Consider the following 16,120-nt stretch of genomic DNA (forward strand, 5'->3'; position numbering starts at 1 on the left):
ATGGCTATGGCCATCACCGTTCTGCCACTTACTGCACTGGCGGGCGAAGCGATGGGTGCGGCCGACGATGATGGCGCTCTGGGCTCTGCTGGTCCGCGTATTGAAGTGATCCGGGTGAAAGGCAATCAGCTCAGCCATGCGCATCTTGAAACAGGCACCGTGGTGGTTATTAGCCGCGAACAGATTGATGCGATTCAGCCACTGTCGACGGAAGATGTGCTGCGCCGGGTCCCAGGCATCAACATTAAGGGCGAAGAAGAAACCTCCATTGTCGGAAACTTCGGTTTGCGCGGTTTATCTGCCAGCGAGTCCAAGTCGCTGGTGTTGGAAGACGGTGTGCCGGTAGCTCCTGGCCTGTTCATCGGCAATGACCGCTACTTCAACCCACGCATTCAGCGCATGGACGGTGCGGAGATCTTAAAAGGCTCCGCTTCGTTGCGTTATGGCCCATCCACCATTGGTGGCGTGGTCAACTACATCACCAAAACGCCGGATGATGGGGTGCAGCTTTCTGGCCGTATTGGCTCGTTCAATATGCGAGAAGCCAGCATCGAAGCCGGTGGCAAGAATGCTTCAGGTGATGGCTATGCCGGTGTGGTGGCCACTCATGCCAAAAGCGATGGCTTTATGGACAAAGGCTACGAGATGAGCGATGTGATGGTGAAAGCCGGCACCGCCATTGGTGATAACCAGCGCATTGGTGTGAAGTTTTCCTACCATGAAAATGACGCCAATATCTCTTACCGTGGTTTGCTGCTGAACGATTACCTGGCCGGTGAGCGCTACAACCCGGCACCGGATGACTGGTACCTGACCGATCGCAAAGCCTTTGATCTAAATCATGAGTGGGCCATCAACGACAGTGCCACCTTGAAAACGCTGGTGTACTGGAGTGACATTACCCGTGATTACTGGCGTTACAACGTCGATACTGCAGCGTCTAATGCAGCGGGTCGTTGGGTGTACACCGATGATTTAACCGGTAACAACCGCAGCTGGGAGCGCTTTGGCATTGAGACGCGTTTAAGTCTGGCGCATACCCTGGGTGACATCAGTGCAGATACTGAGTTTGGCCTTCGGCTGATGCGAGAGGAGTCGGATGATACCCGCATTCGCACCACCCGGGCGGCCGATCGTACCGGCCTGAATGATCGCCATATTGTTGACTCAGCCGATAGCATTGCTGGTTATGTGCAAAGCCGGATTGAGTTGAGTGATCGGCTGGCAGTGACACCAGGTCTGCGGGTAGAGAGCTACGAGCAAAAACGGGTGGTGCTGACTCAGGACAATGCCTCTGCCAAAACCAGCAATACCGAGTTCTTACCAGGGGTAGGTGCGACCTTTGAACTAACACCTTCGGCTCAGCTGTACGGTGGTGTGTACCGGGCGTTTTCACCGGCCTCCAATGGCGTGGCACTGGATGGTCTGACCGACCAAAAGCTGGATGGGGAGCGGGCTACCAACTATGAAATCGGTATCCGAGGCAGTGAAGGGGCTCTGAGCTATGAAGTGGCCGCGTTTGCCATGGACTTTAGCAATCAGGTGGTGACAGGCAACAGCGATCCAAACCTGTCGCAGTCGAATGCCGGTAAAACCGAGCACCGCGGTATGGAGTTGGCGCTGGCCTATGACTTTGGTGCCGGCTTTAGCCTGGATACCAATGCTACCTGGATCCCCACCTCGAAGTTCAAGACCGGTGATCATCAGGGCAATCGTCTGCCGTATGCGCCGAAATTTATGGCCAATATTGGTTTGAATTACAGTGCTGACAAGCTAAAAGCAGCCCTGACCGCCCACCACCGGGGCGAGCAATACGGCGACCCGAGCAATCAGGTCGCGCTACCAACAGGCGCTGGTGGCGGGATCTGGGGCGGCTTGCTGCCAGCTTATACCGTGTTGGATCTGACAGCGCAATACAGTGTCTCCAGCGAGTTTACCCTGTTTGGTGCGGTGAAGAACCTGACCGACAAGCAGTACATCGCAGGTTTGCGTCAGGGCATCTATGTTGGCCCGGAGCGCTCCTTCGAAGTAGGTTTCCGTTACCGCTTCTAATCGCGTCCCGCCGGGTTCTTTCGGACCCGGCAGATGCTCTGCCCAGAACCCGGCCTTTGCGTCGGGTTTTTTAGTTCCCGGATTATCGCTATTGCTGCTTCCCACCTCTCATTTGATAATAATTATCATTTGCTATTGATCTTCATAGTAAGAATCATTATCATTTCGTCGCGCTTTCGGTGTCCCTTTTGTGGCACCGCTTATAACAACAGGAGAGACGAATGAAAACCTTCCGCCGCAGCGCTGTTGCTGCCCTTGTCGTATCTGCACTACACCTGCCGGTCTACGCTGGCGTGACCATGGACATGCCGGAGTACGATGGTGAAGTCATTGTGGTTACGGCATCCGGTTTTGAGCAGAAACTGATTGATGCACCAGCCAGTGTGACTGTGGTGACGCGGGAGGAGTTAACGGCCAAGCCTTTCAGCAGCCTGGCAGATGCACTGCGCGATATTGAAGGCATTGATGTGGGCAGTGGCCAGGATAAAAACGGCAATATCAGCATCACCATGCGTGGTTTGCCGTCCGATTATACACTGGTGCTGATCAATGGCCGGCGTCAGAGCGATATCGGCAACATTGGGCCGAATGACTTCGGCAACAGTCAATTTATGTACATGCCACCTTTGGCAGCGATTGAGCGGATTGAAGTGGTGCGCGGCCCTATGTCGACGCTGTATGGTGCTGATGCCATTGGTGGGGTCATTAACATCATCACCCGTCGTCAGCTGGATAGTACTCATGGCAGCATCACCGCCAGCTACAACTGGCAGCAAGACAGCCAGTATGGCGATGATAAGAAACTGGATTTCTTTTTAAGTGGCCCAGCTGGTATCGAGGGGCTGCTGTATCAGTTGCGGGCGGGTGTGTTTGCCCGTGATGACAGCGACCCAAGCTATCAAACGGAGTTGCCGTTGCCAGATGGCAGTACCTGGTCGGAGCAAGGCAGTTTTGGCGATCGTAAAATTGTCGCCGCCAAAAACTGGAATGCCGGTTTGACACTGAACTATGCGTTGACTGAACAGCAGGATCTGGCGCTGGAGTACGATATTTCAAAACAACGCTACGACAACCGGCTAGGCCAAACCGGTACTTTGGATGCACCAGAAAGCCTGTGGCGGGCCAGTGGTGGCATTGTAATGCCGAGGGTCGGTTACACACCCTATCAGCGGGTAGAGCGCGAGCAGTTTGTGCTCAGTCATTTAGGGCGCTTTGACTTTGGCAACTGGCAAACCGTGCTGACCAAAAGCCGTAGTGAGAACTTTGGTCGCTCTTTGCCATTGACGGTACAAGAGCGCTTGCAGGTGCAGGCCATTTGGGATCAGGCCAGGGACGAGCAGGGGGTAAATGTTCCGGTGTTAACCGACGCCATCCGTATGCAGCTGGAGCAGGACTTTCTGCCACGGCCAATGCGTACACTGAAAATCGACAATCTGATTGTCGATACCAAGCTGGAGTCGCAGTGGCAGAACCACTTCTTTGTGCTTGGTGCACAGTATTTTAATGCCGATATGGAAGATGGTGTGTTTGGCATGTATGGCGACGGCTTGCGGGAAGGCACTGTCGCTACCCACCGCCAGTGGGCATTTTTTGCCGAAGACAGCATCGATTTGAGTGCCGATCTCACGGCAACCCTGGGCGCCCGTTATGATCATCACAATATTTTTGGTAGCCAGTTAAGCCCACGGGCCTATCTGAACTGGCGTGGTTTAAGCAACTGGACGCTGAAAGGTGGCATCAGCACCGGTTACAAAACACCGCGGCCGGAGCAATTATTCTCTGGCATCACCGGCTTTGGCGGGCAGGGCACCAGTCCCTTTGTGGGCACACCGGATTTGCAACCGGAAACCAGTGTCAATTACGAAGTGGCAGCCTATTACACCGGCAGTGATCGCTTTAGCGGCAACATCACGCTGTTTTACAACGACTTTAAAGACAAAATTATCACTCAGGACAGCCTGCCGAATTGCGAAGTGGCGGCAGTAGGTGAGGCATGTGTGGATATCGGTGCGGGCTGGGCGGATTTAGGTTATCTCCGTTTTAGTCAGGCGGCCAATGTCGATAAATCTGAAACCCGGGGTGTTGAGCTGGCAGGCCGGGCGACCCTTGCCGAGGACTGGTCGCTGACGGCTAACTATACCTTTACCGACAGTGAGGTAAAAAGTGGCAATAATCAGGGCTTGCCGTTGGTGAGTACACCGCGCCATATGCTGAATGCTAATCTGAGCTGGCAGCTCAGCGAACCGCTCTCGCTCTCGCTGATCGCAGAGGTGCGTAGCAAACGCTTCCGTGGTACCCAGATTGAGCCAGGGCCGGATGGTCCGGAAACCAGCAAAATCTACTTTAAGTCTTACCAATTGTTCCATCTGGCGGCCAGATACCGTGTATCGGATGCCTGGTCCATCCATGCCCGGATCAACAATCTGCTGGATGATGATCTGTCCAGCCGCACCTGCCGTCTGACGGAAACCCAGGATGCCTACAGCTGTACGCCGGATTACAACACCTCGATGAAAGCGCGTAGCTTTTGGCTGTCGGCGACCTACAACTTTTAAGGCTGCCGGATGAAAGCAAGCCCGTTCAACCTGCAGCGTCTGATGCGGACGCTGCATACCTACAGCGCCATGTGGGTACTGTTGTTGTTAGTGTTTTTCTCGATCACCGGCATCACGCTCAATCATCCCAATTGGCAAAGCCAGTGGGGTAGCAGCCAGCAACTGCAGGTACTGAGCCTGCCAGCAGCCCTGCAACTGGCTGAACTCCCTGAGGAGCCTGAGCAGCAGCACTGGTATGCCCAGGAGCTGCGGCACTGGTTGTTGCAGCACCATGGCGTGCAGGCAACCGAGTGGCGCTATCAGTTTGATGCAGACGATGCGGTGCTGGAGCTGGAGTTTAAACGCCCGGCCGGCTACGCCATGGTGGTGCTGGATTTTGACAGCGGCGAGTTGGAATTGGAGCAGGTATTTGCCGGTTATCTGGCGCTGGCCAACGATCTGCACAAAGGGCGGGATGCTGGTGGTCTTTGGTCCTGGTTAATTGATATCACCGCCATCAGCTGCCTGGTGTTTGCGCTGACCGGTTTTTATTTGCTGCTGAAATCGCAGTCGATGCGGGCCATCGGCAATACCCTGGCGCTGCTCGGCGGCATGGCCGGCATTCTGATTTACCTGATGTCTTTGCACATCTGATTTTGCAATCTAATGAAGGGAGTTTGTATGCGATCACTGTTGTTTACTGCTGTGTTGTTGCTTGGTCTGGGCTTAATTGCTCCAGCCGGCAAAGCACAGGAACTTAGCATTTCACTGGAATTACCGGTGATAGAAACCGCTCAGTATTACCGGCCTTATGTGGCGGTCTGGGTGGAGGATGAAGCCCAGCAATCGGTGCGATTAATCGCACTCTGGCGTAAAGAGCCGGACTGGCTGAAAGACATTCGCCGTTTCTGGCGCAAAATTGGCCGCAGCGAAACCGAGCTGGTCGATGCCCGCACCGGGGCGACGCGCACGCCTGGCCGTTACCAGCTGAGCTGGGATGGGCTGGATGATGCCGGCAAACCGGTCCCTGCCGGTGAATACACCCTCTTTGTGGAAGCATCGCGCGAACAGGGTGGCCGCAGTTTGCAGCGCCAGAGCTTTCAATGGGGCGGCCAGGCTCAGCAGTACAAACAGCCAGCCATGCCTGAGCTTGGCGAATTAAACATTACGCTTAACTAAAGGATCATCACGCATGAAAAACATGATTACCGCCATCGTACTGGCACTGTGCAGCAGCGCCGCCACTGCCCATACCTTATGGGTGTTACCCAGCCACTTTGTGCTGTCATCGGAAGACAGCTGGATTTCGGTGGATGTCTCGGCTGCCAATATGACCTTTGTGGCTGATCGGGGTGTGAGCCCGAACAACCTGGCCATTGTATTTCCGGATGGCGAGCGCCATGCCTTTAGCCAGAGTTACCAGGGGCGACGCAAGTCCCAGGCCGATCATCAGCTGACGATGGATGGCACCTACCGCATCGAACTGGCCGGGCCGGCCCGCTACTTTACCTTTTTCCAGGAAGATGGGCAGCGCCGACGTATCATGGCCAATAAACAACAGCGGGCAGAGCAGTTACCAGCCAATGCGACTGATGTTGTCACCACCCGCAGTCGCAGCCGGGCGCTGAGCTATGTCAGTGTCAATGCACCTAACCAGACGGCGTTGGCGCTAAGCAATGAAGGATTAGAGTTAAAACTGCTGACCCATCCGGCCGATGTGGTAGCGACCGAACCGGTGCGCTGGCAGTTTGTGCTGGATGGCAAGCCGGTGGCGAGTGTGCAGGTGGAGTTATCGCGTGAAGGTGAATTGTACCGCGATGATGCCGGCCGCGAATTGCTCAGCTCAGATGCTCAAGGTTACCTGACGTTCACCCCGCAGGTGTCAGGCCGTTATGTACTGGAAGCCAGTGTGCAACAGGACAGCAGCGATGCGCTGGCGGATCAGGTACGGGAAAGCCTGACCCTGACCTTTGAAGCGGCTTTGCCTTAAGCCGTTCACCGGTAGGGTAAGATCATCTTCAGATGCGGAATATCGTCTTCCAGGTAGGGTTCGCTGGCTGCCTGGAAGCCGTGTTGCTCATAAAACTGTTGCAAATAGCACTGAGCAGAAATATGGATATCCATCCGGGGCCAGTGCTCTTTAGCCACGGCGATGGTTTTTTCCACCAGCACCTGACCCAGGCCTAACCGCCGGGCGGTTTGCGAGACACAGACCCGGCCCACGCCAGGGTAATGATCAAACACCACTCCGGGCGCCAGTACCCGTGAATAGGCAATGACTTTGTCACCTTTTTTCAGCAGCACATGCCGGGTTTGTGGATGCAGGTCGCGGTCATCCAGTTCCGGGTAAGGACAGTTTTGTTCCACCACAAAGACATCGACACGCAGTTGCAACAGGGCATACAGCGTATAGGTATCCAGTTGCTCAAAAGTTAACACCTGCCATTGCATGCAGTTTGGCTCCTTGCAAATGATTCATACCGCTTCACTATACCTGCACTATACCAGAACTGCTTTGGCGGGCGCGAGCAAAACGCTCGCGCTCTTGTTAACGCCATAGCTCTGACAGCAGGGTGTCCGGGCGAAAGCGATCCGCGATTTGGGCTTGCAGCAGCTCGGCACAGGCCAGCGCATCGGTCACAGCATCATGCGGCCGGTAATCCGGCAAGCCATAGCGGCGACGGCTATCGGCCAGCCGAATCGATACCGGCTCACGGCCCAGCAGTTTATCCAGCAGGCTGGGTGGCCTGGCCCTGTGCAGCCGTGCCTCCAGCTCCATGGTATCAATCACTGGAAATTCGATGCCTTCGTTCAGCCGATCCAGCAAGGTGGCATGTAAAAAAGGCCGCTCAATGCCTCGAAAATGCACCACCACCACCTTACCAGCCATCTGTTGCAACAGCTCGGGCAAAATATCGGTGATATCCGGGGCAGCTTCGATGGCGCTGTGGGTAATGCCATGCACCACCACCGATTGTCCGGTCAGCGCAAACTTGGGTTTGACCAGCCAGTGCCGGGCCTGGCTGCTGTGAATGCGCTGCAGGCTCATCGGCACGGTGCCAATGCTTACGATGCCATCGCGGCCAGGCTCAAAGCCGGTGGTTTCAAAATCCATCGCCAGTAAAGGGGCTTCGGCGATAGAGCTGTCACCCGCCGGGATCCCTGCCTGGTAATACTGCTGCAAGGCCGGGTTGTGGGCCTGCGTGGCTAAACGGGCAAAGTGCTGAGGCCAGTCAGTCACATCCGGATCGCCGGGCAGGCGGCGCTGCTTCTGTTTGGCCGGCCCCAGGTACAGCATGTTAGCTCCGGTTACCCTGATAGCGAAACTTCAGGTATTTCTGGGCGTTGCTCAGCACCTGAAAGGCCTCTTTTAAATTGCGCCGCTCAAAGTCCGACAGCCGCTCTGGTGATAGCTGATTATCCGGCGCTTCACCGGCTTCCAGCGCCAGGGCCTGATGGCGGATGCGGGCCATGGCAATGACTTCCAGCGCATCGCGTAAATCTTCACCACGTCCTGGCGGTAACAGTTTGGCCTTGATAATGGCTCGGAGCCTGGCAAACGAATTGCTTTCGTTGCAGCCGATGGCCAGGGCATGCAGCCGGATCAGATCGGCCACCGGTGCCGTGCCGCGCCGTTTGATATTCAACGAATTATTTTGCCGGCCATCCTTTTCCATCACAAAATCTTTGAAAAAACCAAGGGGTGGCGTGCGCTGCAGAGCATTGCGCGCCATCGATGCCAGAAACAACGGATGTTTGGGGGCCAGTTGGGCAATGGTACGGTTTAACTGTTCGGCCCATTCTGTCTTGCCCCAGACGCCAGCCAGATCAAAGAAAATGGAGCTGTGCAGCAAGCGTTCGGCACTCGGTGCCGTGATCCAGTCGCGAAAATACTGCTGCCAAACCCGCAGTGGCTGTCGCCACTTTTGATTGGTGGCCATGATGTCGCCAGTGCAATAGGCATAGCCACAGGCATCCAGACCATCGCAGACAAACTGAGCCAATTGCCGGAAATAAGCATCGTGCTGCTCTGGCACAAAATCATCGTGTAAAATCAGCGCATTGTCCTGATCAGTCACTATCAGTTGTTCTTCACGCGCCATCGAGCCGAGCGCCAAAAAGCAATAGGGTACCGGCGGCGGGCCAAGCTCTGCTTCTGCCAGCTCCAGCAAGCGTTGTTTGAAGCTGCGGCCTATCAGCGCCATGGCGCTGCCTATCATATGGGAGTTGGCATCCTCGTTCACCATACGGACAAAGCAAGCGCGGACATCCGGCACCAGAGCGGCCAGCTCGTTGACCGACTGCTGGCGGAAGATACTGCTGACTACAAAGAGGCTGTTTTTCGACTCGTAACGGATAATATCGGATATGGCAATCACCCCAAGCGGCTGCCCTTGTTGTAATACCGGCAAATGATGCACATTGTGGCGCAGCATCAGCAGCATGGCCTCGAACACAAACTGATGATGTGAAATGCTAATCAGCTCCGTGGTCATGATGTCGCGTACCGGGGTTTCAAACGGCAACCCCGGTGCTACCAGGCGGTTACGCAGGTCACGGTCGGTCAGGATACCGGCCATCTGCTGCTCTGCCATCACCAGCAAGGACGAGACGCCGGCCTCTTGCATGGCCATGGCGGCGTCACGGGCATTGCTGTTGATGTCCAGTAGCACAGGAGCTCTGCTGATCAGGGTACTGACTTTCGATGTCATCAGCTCGTTGGCATCGGCACGGCGATGAGGAGTATTCTTGCGCCGCTCTTCATCGCTGATTTCGACATAATCGGCAAAAAAGTCGCTTTGCTCGCACAGCTGGTCGAAGTGATCAGCCGGGATCAGGTACAGCAGAGTATCTTCCAGCGCTGTGGCCGGGAAGCGGACTTTGCGGTTGCGCAGCAGGCCCTGCTCAGCAAAGAGACCGCCCTCACTGAGCCGGTTGTACAGCTCGCCGGTACGGCGAAAGGTTTCTACCGCGCCACTGCGGATCACATAAAGCGCATCCAAGGACTGGCCAAACTGCAGGATGGGGCTGCCGGCTTTGAAATAGCAGACATCGGTGGCGCTGGCTACCTGCAGCAGCAGATCCTCCGGCAGCTCTTTAAAGGGCGAATGCCGTTTTAGGAATTCCAGAATTTCAATGTGTTCAATCTGCATGGTCGGCAGCGCCCGGCTCAGAGGTCAGGTTAGGAGCACCATGATACGTCGGTGCCCCTGCCCATGACCAGTGGAGTTGGTTAAACTTTGCCGGGCCTGGGCTCGGACATCAGCCCCTTCACCACAGCGATGCAAGCCACCAGCAAGACAATGGTAAAGGGAAAACCGGTCGATACTGCCATGGCCTGCAAGGCGACCAGGCCACCACCCAGGATCAGTGCTATGGCGACCAGCCCCTCAAAGGTACACCAGAACACCCGCTGCGGGGTCGGCGCATTGACTTTGCCGCCAGCGGCGATGGTATCAATCACCAAAGAACCGGAGTCGGACGAGGTGATAAAAAATACCACCACCAGAATAATGGCAATAAAGGAGGTGACCTGAGCCCAGGGCATAAAGTCCAGCATGCTGAACAGCTGCAGTGGTAAATCGGCCGAGGCAGCAGCCTCATAGCCATGATCGACCACCTGACGGATGGCGGTGCCACCAAACACCGACATCCAGAGCACGCAGGCCAATGAAGGGATCAGCAGCACAGACACTAAGAACTCACGCACCGAGCGACCGCGGGATACCCGCGCGATAAACATGCCAACAAAAGGCGACCAGGAAATCCACCAGGCCCAGTAAAAGGCAGTCCAGCCTTGGGCGAAGTTAGCATCTTCCCGGCCAATCGGGTTGGCCAGGGCCGGCAGATGTTGCAGGTAGGCGGCCAGGTTGCTGACAAAGCCGGTTAAGATAGCTACGGTTGGCCCGACAATAATCACAAACAGCATCAACAGCGCCGCCAGGGTCATATTGATTTCCGAAAGGCGTTTCACACCGGCTTCCAGGCCCGCCAACACCGAAATCAACGCAATCAGCGTAATGCCAATCACCAGCAGCACCTGCATGGCGGTATCCTGCGGCAGGCCAAACAGGTAATTCAGGCCGGCACTGGCCTGGGAGGCACCCAGGCCAAGCGAGGTGGCCAGGCCAAATAAGGTGGCAAAGACTGCGAGAATATCAATGACATGGCCAGGCCAACCCCAGACCCGCTCACCGAGCAGTGGGTAGAAGACGGAGCGCATGGTCAGCGGCAGGCCTTTGTTAAAGGAGAATAAGGCCAGACCAAGCGCCAGCACTGCATAAATGGCCCAGGGGTGCAGTGCCCAGTGGTAGATGGTGGCCGCCATGCCAAGGCGCTCGGCGGCTGCGGCATCGCCACCAGCCCCGGCCAGTGGCGCCCAGTCGGTACGCACACCGTCCTCGAAACTGGTACCGCCATAGGCGCTGCTAAAATGCGACAACGGCTCCGAGACACCATAAAACATCAGACCGATGCCCATACCGGCGGCAAACAGCATGGAAAACCAGCCGAGGTAACCAAAATCAGGCGTGGCTTCGGTTCCACCCAGCCGCACTTTGCCAAGCGGTGATACAATCAGCACCAGACAGAGCAGTACAAAGATATTGGCTGCGCTGATAAAGAACCAGTCCAGATTGGACGTGAGCCAGCCGCGCATGCTGGCAAACAAGGGCTCGGCCTGGCTGTGAAATACAATGGTCAACAGTACAAACACAATTACGGAAAGGCCTGAGATTAAAAATACCCGGTTGTGGATATCCAGGCCAAAAGGACCTACCTTGACCACAATGTTGTCCTGGCCTATCTGGTAGTCGGTATCAATGGGGTTGACCTCGCCATCCGGCTTCATCGGGTCACTTGGATCTGCCATCACTGCTTCTCCTGGTTTTCATTGTTGTTGTGGTATAAAAAGCAAAGGCCTGAGTCAGGCCTTTGCTGGGCAGGCTAGAAATAATAGCCAATATTGATGTTAAAGCGCCGCTCGGTGTCGTTGCTGTCACCGGAGGCAGAGCCGCCAACAAAGGGCTGGTTGCGGGCATGTACTAAATCGAAGTAAGTAAAGAAGCCGCCTGCTGCTACCGAGAAACCGGTGACATTCATCCAGGTGTCGGCGGTATTATCCGACTTGTCATACACCAGGCCGTAATTGTTGTAAAACTGCATCCAGGTGACCGGCCCCCATTCGATGGGCAGGCTGTAAGCCAGGTTGACGGTACTGGTTTTGGCTTTGGCGGCAATGCTGTCAAAAAAAGCGTAACTACCTACCGCCATGCGATCCATACCATCGACATTGTAGCGATACTCACCATGTTGCAACTGCAGATTCCAGCGATCAAAGTGGCTGTTCAGGTGGACTGCCCAAGCGTTGTAGTCGCCGGCCCGGTGTAAGCCATCATGCAAACCGCCATGCAGGGCGGACACACCCACTTCGGTGGTGATCCCTTCTCGGTGTTCAAAATGATAGGCAAAACGGCCGGATAGGGTGTTGTACTCTCCCAGCGGCTGAGCCGGATCATCATAAATGCCATCGCCAGGTAATCGGAAACCGACTACATCGTAGGAATAGCGATCGGCCCGGCTGCTGACATAGCCATCGACCCCGCCCAGTTCATCATTTTTGAAAAAGGCCAGATCCAGCTGCCAGTTGTCTTTGATGCGGCGCTTAAACAAGATGCCTAAATCGTGATCATCTTCCAGCCCGATGTAGTAGTTGGTACTGAAAAAGTAATTGTGGGAGTTGTAGGGCCAGTTGCCAAAAGGTACCTGGGTAATGCCGGCCTGTACCTGCCAGTCTTCGTTCAGCTGATAGCCAACGTAGGCGTATTTCACCGCCGTCATGTAATCGAAAAAGCGGATTTCGGCATTCAGCAGCACATCGCCGATGCTGCCGTTTAAATTCAAACGGAAAATATCAAAGGCAAAATCACCACCGCGGTTTTTATTGCCATCGCTGTACGAGGTATGGCTGTAGTTGGTGCGAATGGCCCCGCCCAATAAAATGCCATCGCTGCTGGCTTCAGCTGGTTCGAGGCTGGCCAGAGTAGAGGCTACCTCCGTACTGCTTTGTTCTACCTCTTCAATGCTCTGTTGTTGGGCTGCCAGTTGTTGTTCCTGCTGCTCAATTTTTTGCTCGAGCAGTTGCAGTTGTTGCTTTAACAGTTCCAGCTGCTGGCGCAGCTCATCCACATCGGAGGCGTGCAGGGTGAGGGGGCTAAAAACGAGGGCAAGACAAAGCGCCAGGCGACTTTTACAGTGCATGGGGGTACCTGTTTGATCTAAATAAAGATTTGTATCAAAGATCATAGCTTAAATCTGGCAGGAACCCAAATTTGCCGCATAATTAGCAAAGTCATCCGTGTTTACATTCAGTGGGAAGTTCTCCATGTCGACATTTGCATTTAAAACCATGCGCAGCCAAATATCCGTGATAGCAGGTAGTTGTTTGATCCTGGCGGTTGCCGCCAGCATTGGCTTGGGAGTGTTGTTGTCGCACCAGCTGTTTCAGTTTAACAGAACCAGTAGCACAGCCTTGTTTCAGCAAGAGGTGGAGCGCTCTTTAAGCAATCAATTGCAGGTACGGGCCGATGAAATTGAGCAGGTGATTATGACCTCGCTTGGCGTGGCGCAGGGGCTGGCTGATAGCATGCAGTCGTTGATCCGATCCGGTGCTATGGCGCAACTAAGCAGAGATCATATCAGTGAGTTGGTGCATACGGCGATGTTAAACAATTTGCAAGCTGTGGGGGCATACATCGTGTGGGAGCCGAATGCCGTGGATCGGCGTGATGCTGAGTTTCGAGGTGAGGGACGCCACTCGACTGATGATGGTCAGTTTGGCCCTTACTGGACCCGCGATCAGCGCAACCAGTTGGATCTGCGGCCTGTTACTACGACGGATCTATACAGTGAAACCCGTGATGCACAGGGCATGCGGCTGAATGAATGGTATCTGTGCTCACGCGACCGTAAAGGTTCTTGCGTGATAGATCCTGCCGTTTGGGATGTGCAGGGGGTTCCTACGCTGATGACCTCCATCGTTCATCCGGTTTTAGTCAACGACCGTTTTGTTGGCATGGCTGGGGTGGATATTTCGATGGCCTTTTTGCGGCAATTGCTGGCTGATCTGGATCGCGAGCTGTATCGGGGGGAGGGCGATTTACGCATCATTTCCTACCGGGGGTTTTTGGTCGGTAGTACCCAAAGCCAGCAAGGGGTGGGAGAGCCTTTGGTCAGCCATGAATGGCAGCAGCTGCAACCTCTGGTCCGCGCCAGCTCTGCCAGTTTCCGCCAGCAGGGCGATGATTTTGTGGTCACAGTGCCTATTGCGCTCCGTACTTTTGAAACGCCCTGGTTATTGGAATACAGAGTGCCTATGGCCACTGCCTTGGCAGATATGGTGCAACTGAACGATACATTAAGCAGCCGTTTTAACCAGAGTTTACTCTGGCAGGTGTTGCTGGGGGTTGCGGTTGCGTTGGCCGGCGCCGGGGTGCTTTATGTGGTGGCCGGGCGCCTGGCGAAACCGCTGCAGCAATTGACGGCTATGGTGGAAAATCTGGCTCAGTCGGATGGTGATTTAACCCAGCGTATTGGTTTAAAACGGCATGATGAAATTGGTCACCTGGCCAAGGCGTTGGATCTGTTTCTGGAGAAAACGCACCAGATTGTGCGGGATACGGCTCAGCTGGTGCAAAAGCTGCAAGGTTCATCCACGGCCAGTGCCGATATTTCGCAGCGCACGCATCAGGAGGTCGCCCAGCAACAGCGCTCGATTGAACAAGTGGCTACGGCTGTTACCGAGATGTCGAGTACCGCCTCGGAAGTGGCTTCACAGGCATCGTTAACGGCGGAATCCGCCCAACAAGCGGCTGGTTCGGTACAGCAAGGCGATCAGGCAGTGGTGAGTACGGCGCAGGTGATTGGTGAGCTGGCACATAGCATGCAGCAGGCAGGGGCCATGATGAGTGAGCTGGAGCAGGCCAGCAGCAGCATCAACAGCATTGTGGAAGTGATCCGTAATATTTCAGAGCAAACCAACTTGCTGGCACTCAATGCTGCCATTGAAGCGGCCCGTGCTGGTGAGCAGGGGCGGGGCTTTGCTGTAGTGGCTGATGAGGTACGCAGCCTGGCATCCCGCACTCAGGACTCCACCGGTGAGATCCAACAACTAATTACAGAGCTGACCGGTAAAACTCAGGCGGTGGTGCAGGCGATGCAGCAAAATCAGCAGATGACGGAGCAGACCCAGCAGCAAGCCAGTGCAGCTCAGCAAAAGCTGGAACTGGCGATAGAGGCTACTCACCGCATCAGCGATGCGGCTACTCAGATTGCCAGCGCTGCGGAAGAACAAAGCGTGGTGAGTGAGGACATCAGCAAGAATGTGGTTGAGATCAGCACAGCGGTTGCCAGCTTAAGCCAGGCCGCAACCGATGCGGCCGAACAAAGCCAACTGATTGCGGCCATTGCGCAGGATATTGATGCTCAGGTCAGCCGCTTTAAGTATTGAGTGAACTCCCCCTGAAGCTGAATTTCAGGGGGCTTATATTAATATATCCCGGACGACAGGTAGCGATCGCCGCGATCGCAGATGATGGCAACGATCACCGCATTGTCCAGCTGTTCAGCCAGTTGCAGCGCGGCATGGACGGCGCCACCGGAGCTGACACCGGCAAAAATACCTTCTTCGCGGGCCAGCCGGCGCATGGCGGTCAGCGCATCCTGCTGATCGATATCAATCACCCGATCGACCCGCTTCTTGTCAAAAATACCCGGCAAATAGGCTTCCGGCCAGCGACGAATGCCGGGGATCTGGCTGCCTTCAGACGGCTGCAGGCCGACAATCTCAATGGCCGGATTTTGTTCTTTTAAGTAGCGTGATACTCCCATAATGGTACCGGTAGTGCCCATGCTGGAGACGAAATGGGTGATTTGCCCCTGGCTTTGCTGCCAGATCTCCGGGCCGGTACCGGCGTAATGGGCAGCCGGATTGTCCAGGTTGTTGAACTGATCCAGCACAATGCCCTGGCCCTCGCTTTGCATCTTCAGCGCCAAATCGCGGGCCCCTTCCATGCCTTGCTCTTTGCTGACTTCAATCAGCTCGGCACCATAGGCGCGCATGCCTGATTTGCGCTCTTCAGTGGCATTGGCCGGCATGATCAGTGTCATGCGGTAGCCTTTAATGGCGGCGGCCATGGCCAGTGCAATGCCGGTATTGCCGCTGGTGGCTTCAATGATGCGATCGCCGGGTTGAATACGGCCACTGGCTTCAGCCTGCAGAATCATATTCAGCGCTGGTCGGTCTTTGACCGAACCTGCCGGATTGTTGCCCTCCAATTTCAGCAGTACCGTGCTGTTGGTATGGTTGGCAAGTCGCTGTAAACGTACCAGTGGTGTTTGGCCGACGTAAGATTCGATGGTTGGAAACATGAGCAGACTCTCTTGGATTGCAGGCGAACAGTGTAGCTTAAAAGCAGGCTTTGGAGCCAGTGACTATATTGACAATGGCTGTGAGCATAATGTTAGTCACTTAGTTT

12 protein-coding genes are annotated in these 16,120 nt (G+C 55.1%); 6 read left to right on the plus strand and 6 right to left on the minus strand.

Annotated elements, in window-relative coordinates; all coding sequences use genetic code 11:
• Positions 1–51 precede the first annotated feature (51 nt).
• The 5 genes from QWY20_RS04960 to QWY20_RS04980 all read left to right on the plus strand — a co-directional run bounded on the left by QWY20_RS04960 (position 52) and on the right by QWY20_RS04980 (position 6,576).
• Positions 52–2,052, plus strand: coding sequence for a TonB-dependent receptor family protein (locus tag QWY20_RS04960; protein WP_407935400.1), 2,001 nt, complete (start codon positions 52–54; stop codon positions 2,050–2,052).
• Positions 2,053–2,273: 221 nt separating this feature from the next.
• Positions 2,274–4,607 (plus strand): TonB-dependent receptor domain-containing protein, encoded by a 2,334-nt coding sequence (locus QWY20_RS04965; protein ID WP_330127931.1) that lies wholly within the window; start codon positions 2,274–2,276, stop codon positions 4,605–4,607.
• Positions 4,608–4,616: 9 nt separating this feature from the next.
• Positions 4,617–5,240: a PepSY-associated TM helix domain-containing protein gene (locus QWY20_RS04970; protein WP_330127932.1), complete on the plus strand. Its 624-nt coding sequence runs from the start codon at positions 4,617–4,619 to the stop codon at positions 5,238–5,240.
• A 27-nt stretch (positions 5,241–5,267) separates the two neighbouring features.
• A complete protein-coding gene (locus QWY20_RS04975; RefSeq protein WP_330127933.1) occupies positions 5,268–5,765 on the plus strand; it encodes a DUF2271 domain-containing protein in 498 nt (165 codons plus the stop codon).
• 13 nt (positions 5,766–5,778) lie between these two features.
• Complete coding sequence (locus QWY20_RS04980) at positions 5,779–6,576, plus strand: DUF4198 domain-containing protein (protein ID WP_330127934.1); 798 nt, start codon at positions 5,779–5,781, stop codon at positions 6,574–6,576.
• A 5-nt stretch (positions 6,577–6,581) separates the two neighbouring features.
• On the opposite strand, the gene QWY20_RS04985 is transcribed toward QWY20_RS04980, so the two are convergent.
• The 5 genes from QWY20_RS04985 to QWY20_RS05005 form a co-directional block, all read right to left on the minus strand.
• On the minus strand, positions 6,582–7,037 hold the full coding sequence (locus QWY20_RS04985) for a GNAT family N-acetyltransferase (RefSeq protein ID WP_330127935.1): 456 nt from the start codon (positions 7,035–7,037) through the stop codon (positions 6,582–6,584).
• A 97-nt stretch (positions 7,038–7,134) separates the two neighbouring features.
• The gene (locus QWY20_RS04990; protein WP_330127936.1) at positions 7,135–7,884 is read right to left on the minus strand and encodes a 3'-5' exonuclease; all 750 of its coding nucleotides are present in this window, start codon (positions 7,882–7,884) and stop codon (positions 7,135–7,137) included.
• A 1-nt stretch (position 7,885) separates the two neighbouring features.
• Positions 7,886–9,739, minus strand: a complete 1,854-nt coding sequence (locus QWY20_RS04995; protein WP_330127937.1) for a DUF294 nucleotidyltransferase-like domain-containing protein — start codon at positions 9,737–9,739, stop codon at positions 7,886–7,888.
• A gap of 80 nt (positions 9,740–9,819) precedes the next feature.
• A complete protein-coding gene (locus QWY20_RS05000) occupies positions 9,820–11,457 on the minus strand; it encodes a BCCT family transporter (RefSeq protein ID WP_330127938.1) in 1,638 nt (545 codons plus the stop codon).
• Between the two features lie 74 nt (positions 11,458–11,531).
• On the minus strand, positions 11,532–12,845 hold the full coding sequence (locus QWY20_RS05005; protein WP_330127940.1) for a porin: 1,314 nt from the start codon (positions 12,843–12,845) through the stop codon (positions 11,532–11,534).
• Between the two features lie 124 nt (positions 12,846–12,969).
• Here QWY20_RS05005 and QWY20_RS05010 point away from each other — a divergent pair, with 124 nt between their 5' ends.
• Positions 12,970–15,093, plus strand: coding sequence for a methyl-accepting chemotaxis protein (locus tag QWY20_RS05010; RefSeq protein WP_330127941.1), 2,124 nt, complete (start codon positions 12,970–12,972; stop codon positions 15,091–15,093).
• A 38-nt stretch (positions 15,094–15,131) separates the two neighbouring features.
• Here QWY20_RS05010 and cysM read toward each other — a convergent pair whose 3' ends face one another.
• Positions 15,132–16,013, minus strand: coding sequence for a cysteine synthase CysM (gene cysM / locus QWY20_RS05015; protein ID WP_407935398.1), 882 nt, complete (start codon positions 16,011–16,013; stop codon positions 15,132–15,134).
• Positions 16,014–16,120: the final 107 nt, after the last annotated feature.

Source organism: Alkalimonas cellulosilytica (assembly GCF_036325985.1).
In the GTDB taxonomy this organism is placed as follows: Bacteria; Pseudomonadota; Gammaproteobacteria; order Enterobacterales; family Alteromonadaceae; genus Alkalimonas; species Alkalimonas cellulosilytica.

Bases quoted from the DNA above. Each gene is read 5' to 3' on its own strand.
- QWY20_RS04960 (WP_407935400.1), top strand. From the start codon at position 52: ATGGGTGCGGCCGACGATGATGGCGCTCTGGGCTCTGCTGGTCCGCGT.
- QWY20_RS04965 (WP_330127931.1), top strand. From the start codon at position 2,274: ATGAAAACCTTCCGCCGCAGCGCTGTTGCTGCCCTTGTCGTATCTGCA.
- QWY20_RS04970 (WP_330127932.1), top strand. From the start codon at position 4,617: ATGAAAGCAAGCCCGTTCAACCTGCAGCGTCTGATGCGGACGCTGCAT.
- QWY20_RS04975 (WP_330127933.1), top strand. From the start codon at position 5,268: ATGCGATCACTGTTGTTTACTGCTGTGTTGTTGCTTGGTCTGGGCTTA.
- QWY20_RS04980 (WP_330127934.1), top strand. From the start codon at position 5,779: ATGAAAAACATGATTACCGCCATCGTACTGGCACTGTGCAGCAGCGCC.
- QWY20_RS04985 (WP_330127935.1), bottom strand. From the start codon at position 7,037: ATGCAATGGCAGGTGTTAACTTTTGAGCAACTGGATACCTATACGCTG.
- QWY20_RS04990 (WP_330127936.1), bottom strand. From the start codon at position 7,884: ATGCTGTACCTGGGGCCGGCCAAACAGAAGCAGCGCCGCCTGCCCGGC.
- QWY20_RS04995 (WP_330127937.1), bottom strand. From the start codon at position 9,739: ATGCAGATTGAACACATTGAAATTCTGGAATTCCTAAAACGGCATTCG.
- QWY20_RS05000 (WP_330127938.1), bottom strand. From the start codon at position 11,457: ATGGCAGATCCAAGTGACCCGATGAAGCCGGATGGCGAGGTCAACCCC.
- QWY20_RS05005 (WP_330127940.1), bottom strand. From the start codon at position 12,845: ATGCACTGTAAAAGTCGCCTGGCGCTTTGTCTTGCCCTCGTTTTTAGC.
- QWY20_RS05010 (WP_330127941.1), top strand. From the start codon at position 12,970: ATGTCGACATTTGCATTTAAAACCATGCGCAGCCAAATATCCGTGATA.
- cysM (WP_407935398.1), bottom strand. From the start codon at position 16,013: ATGTTTCCAACCATCGAATCTTACGTCGGCCAAACACCACTGGTACGT.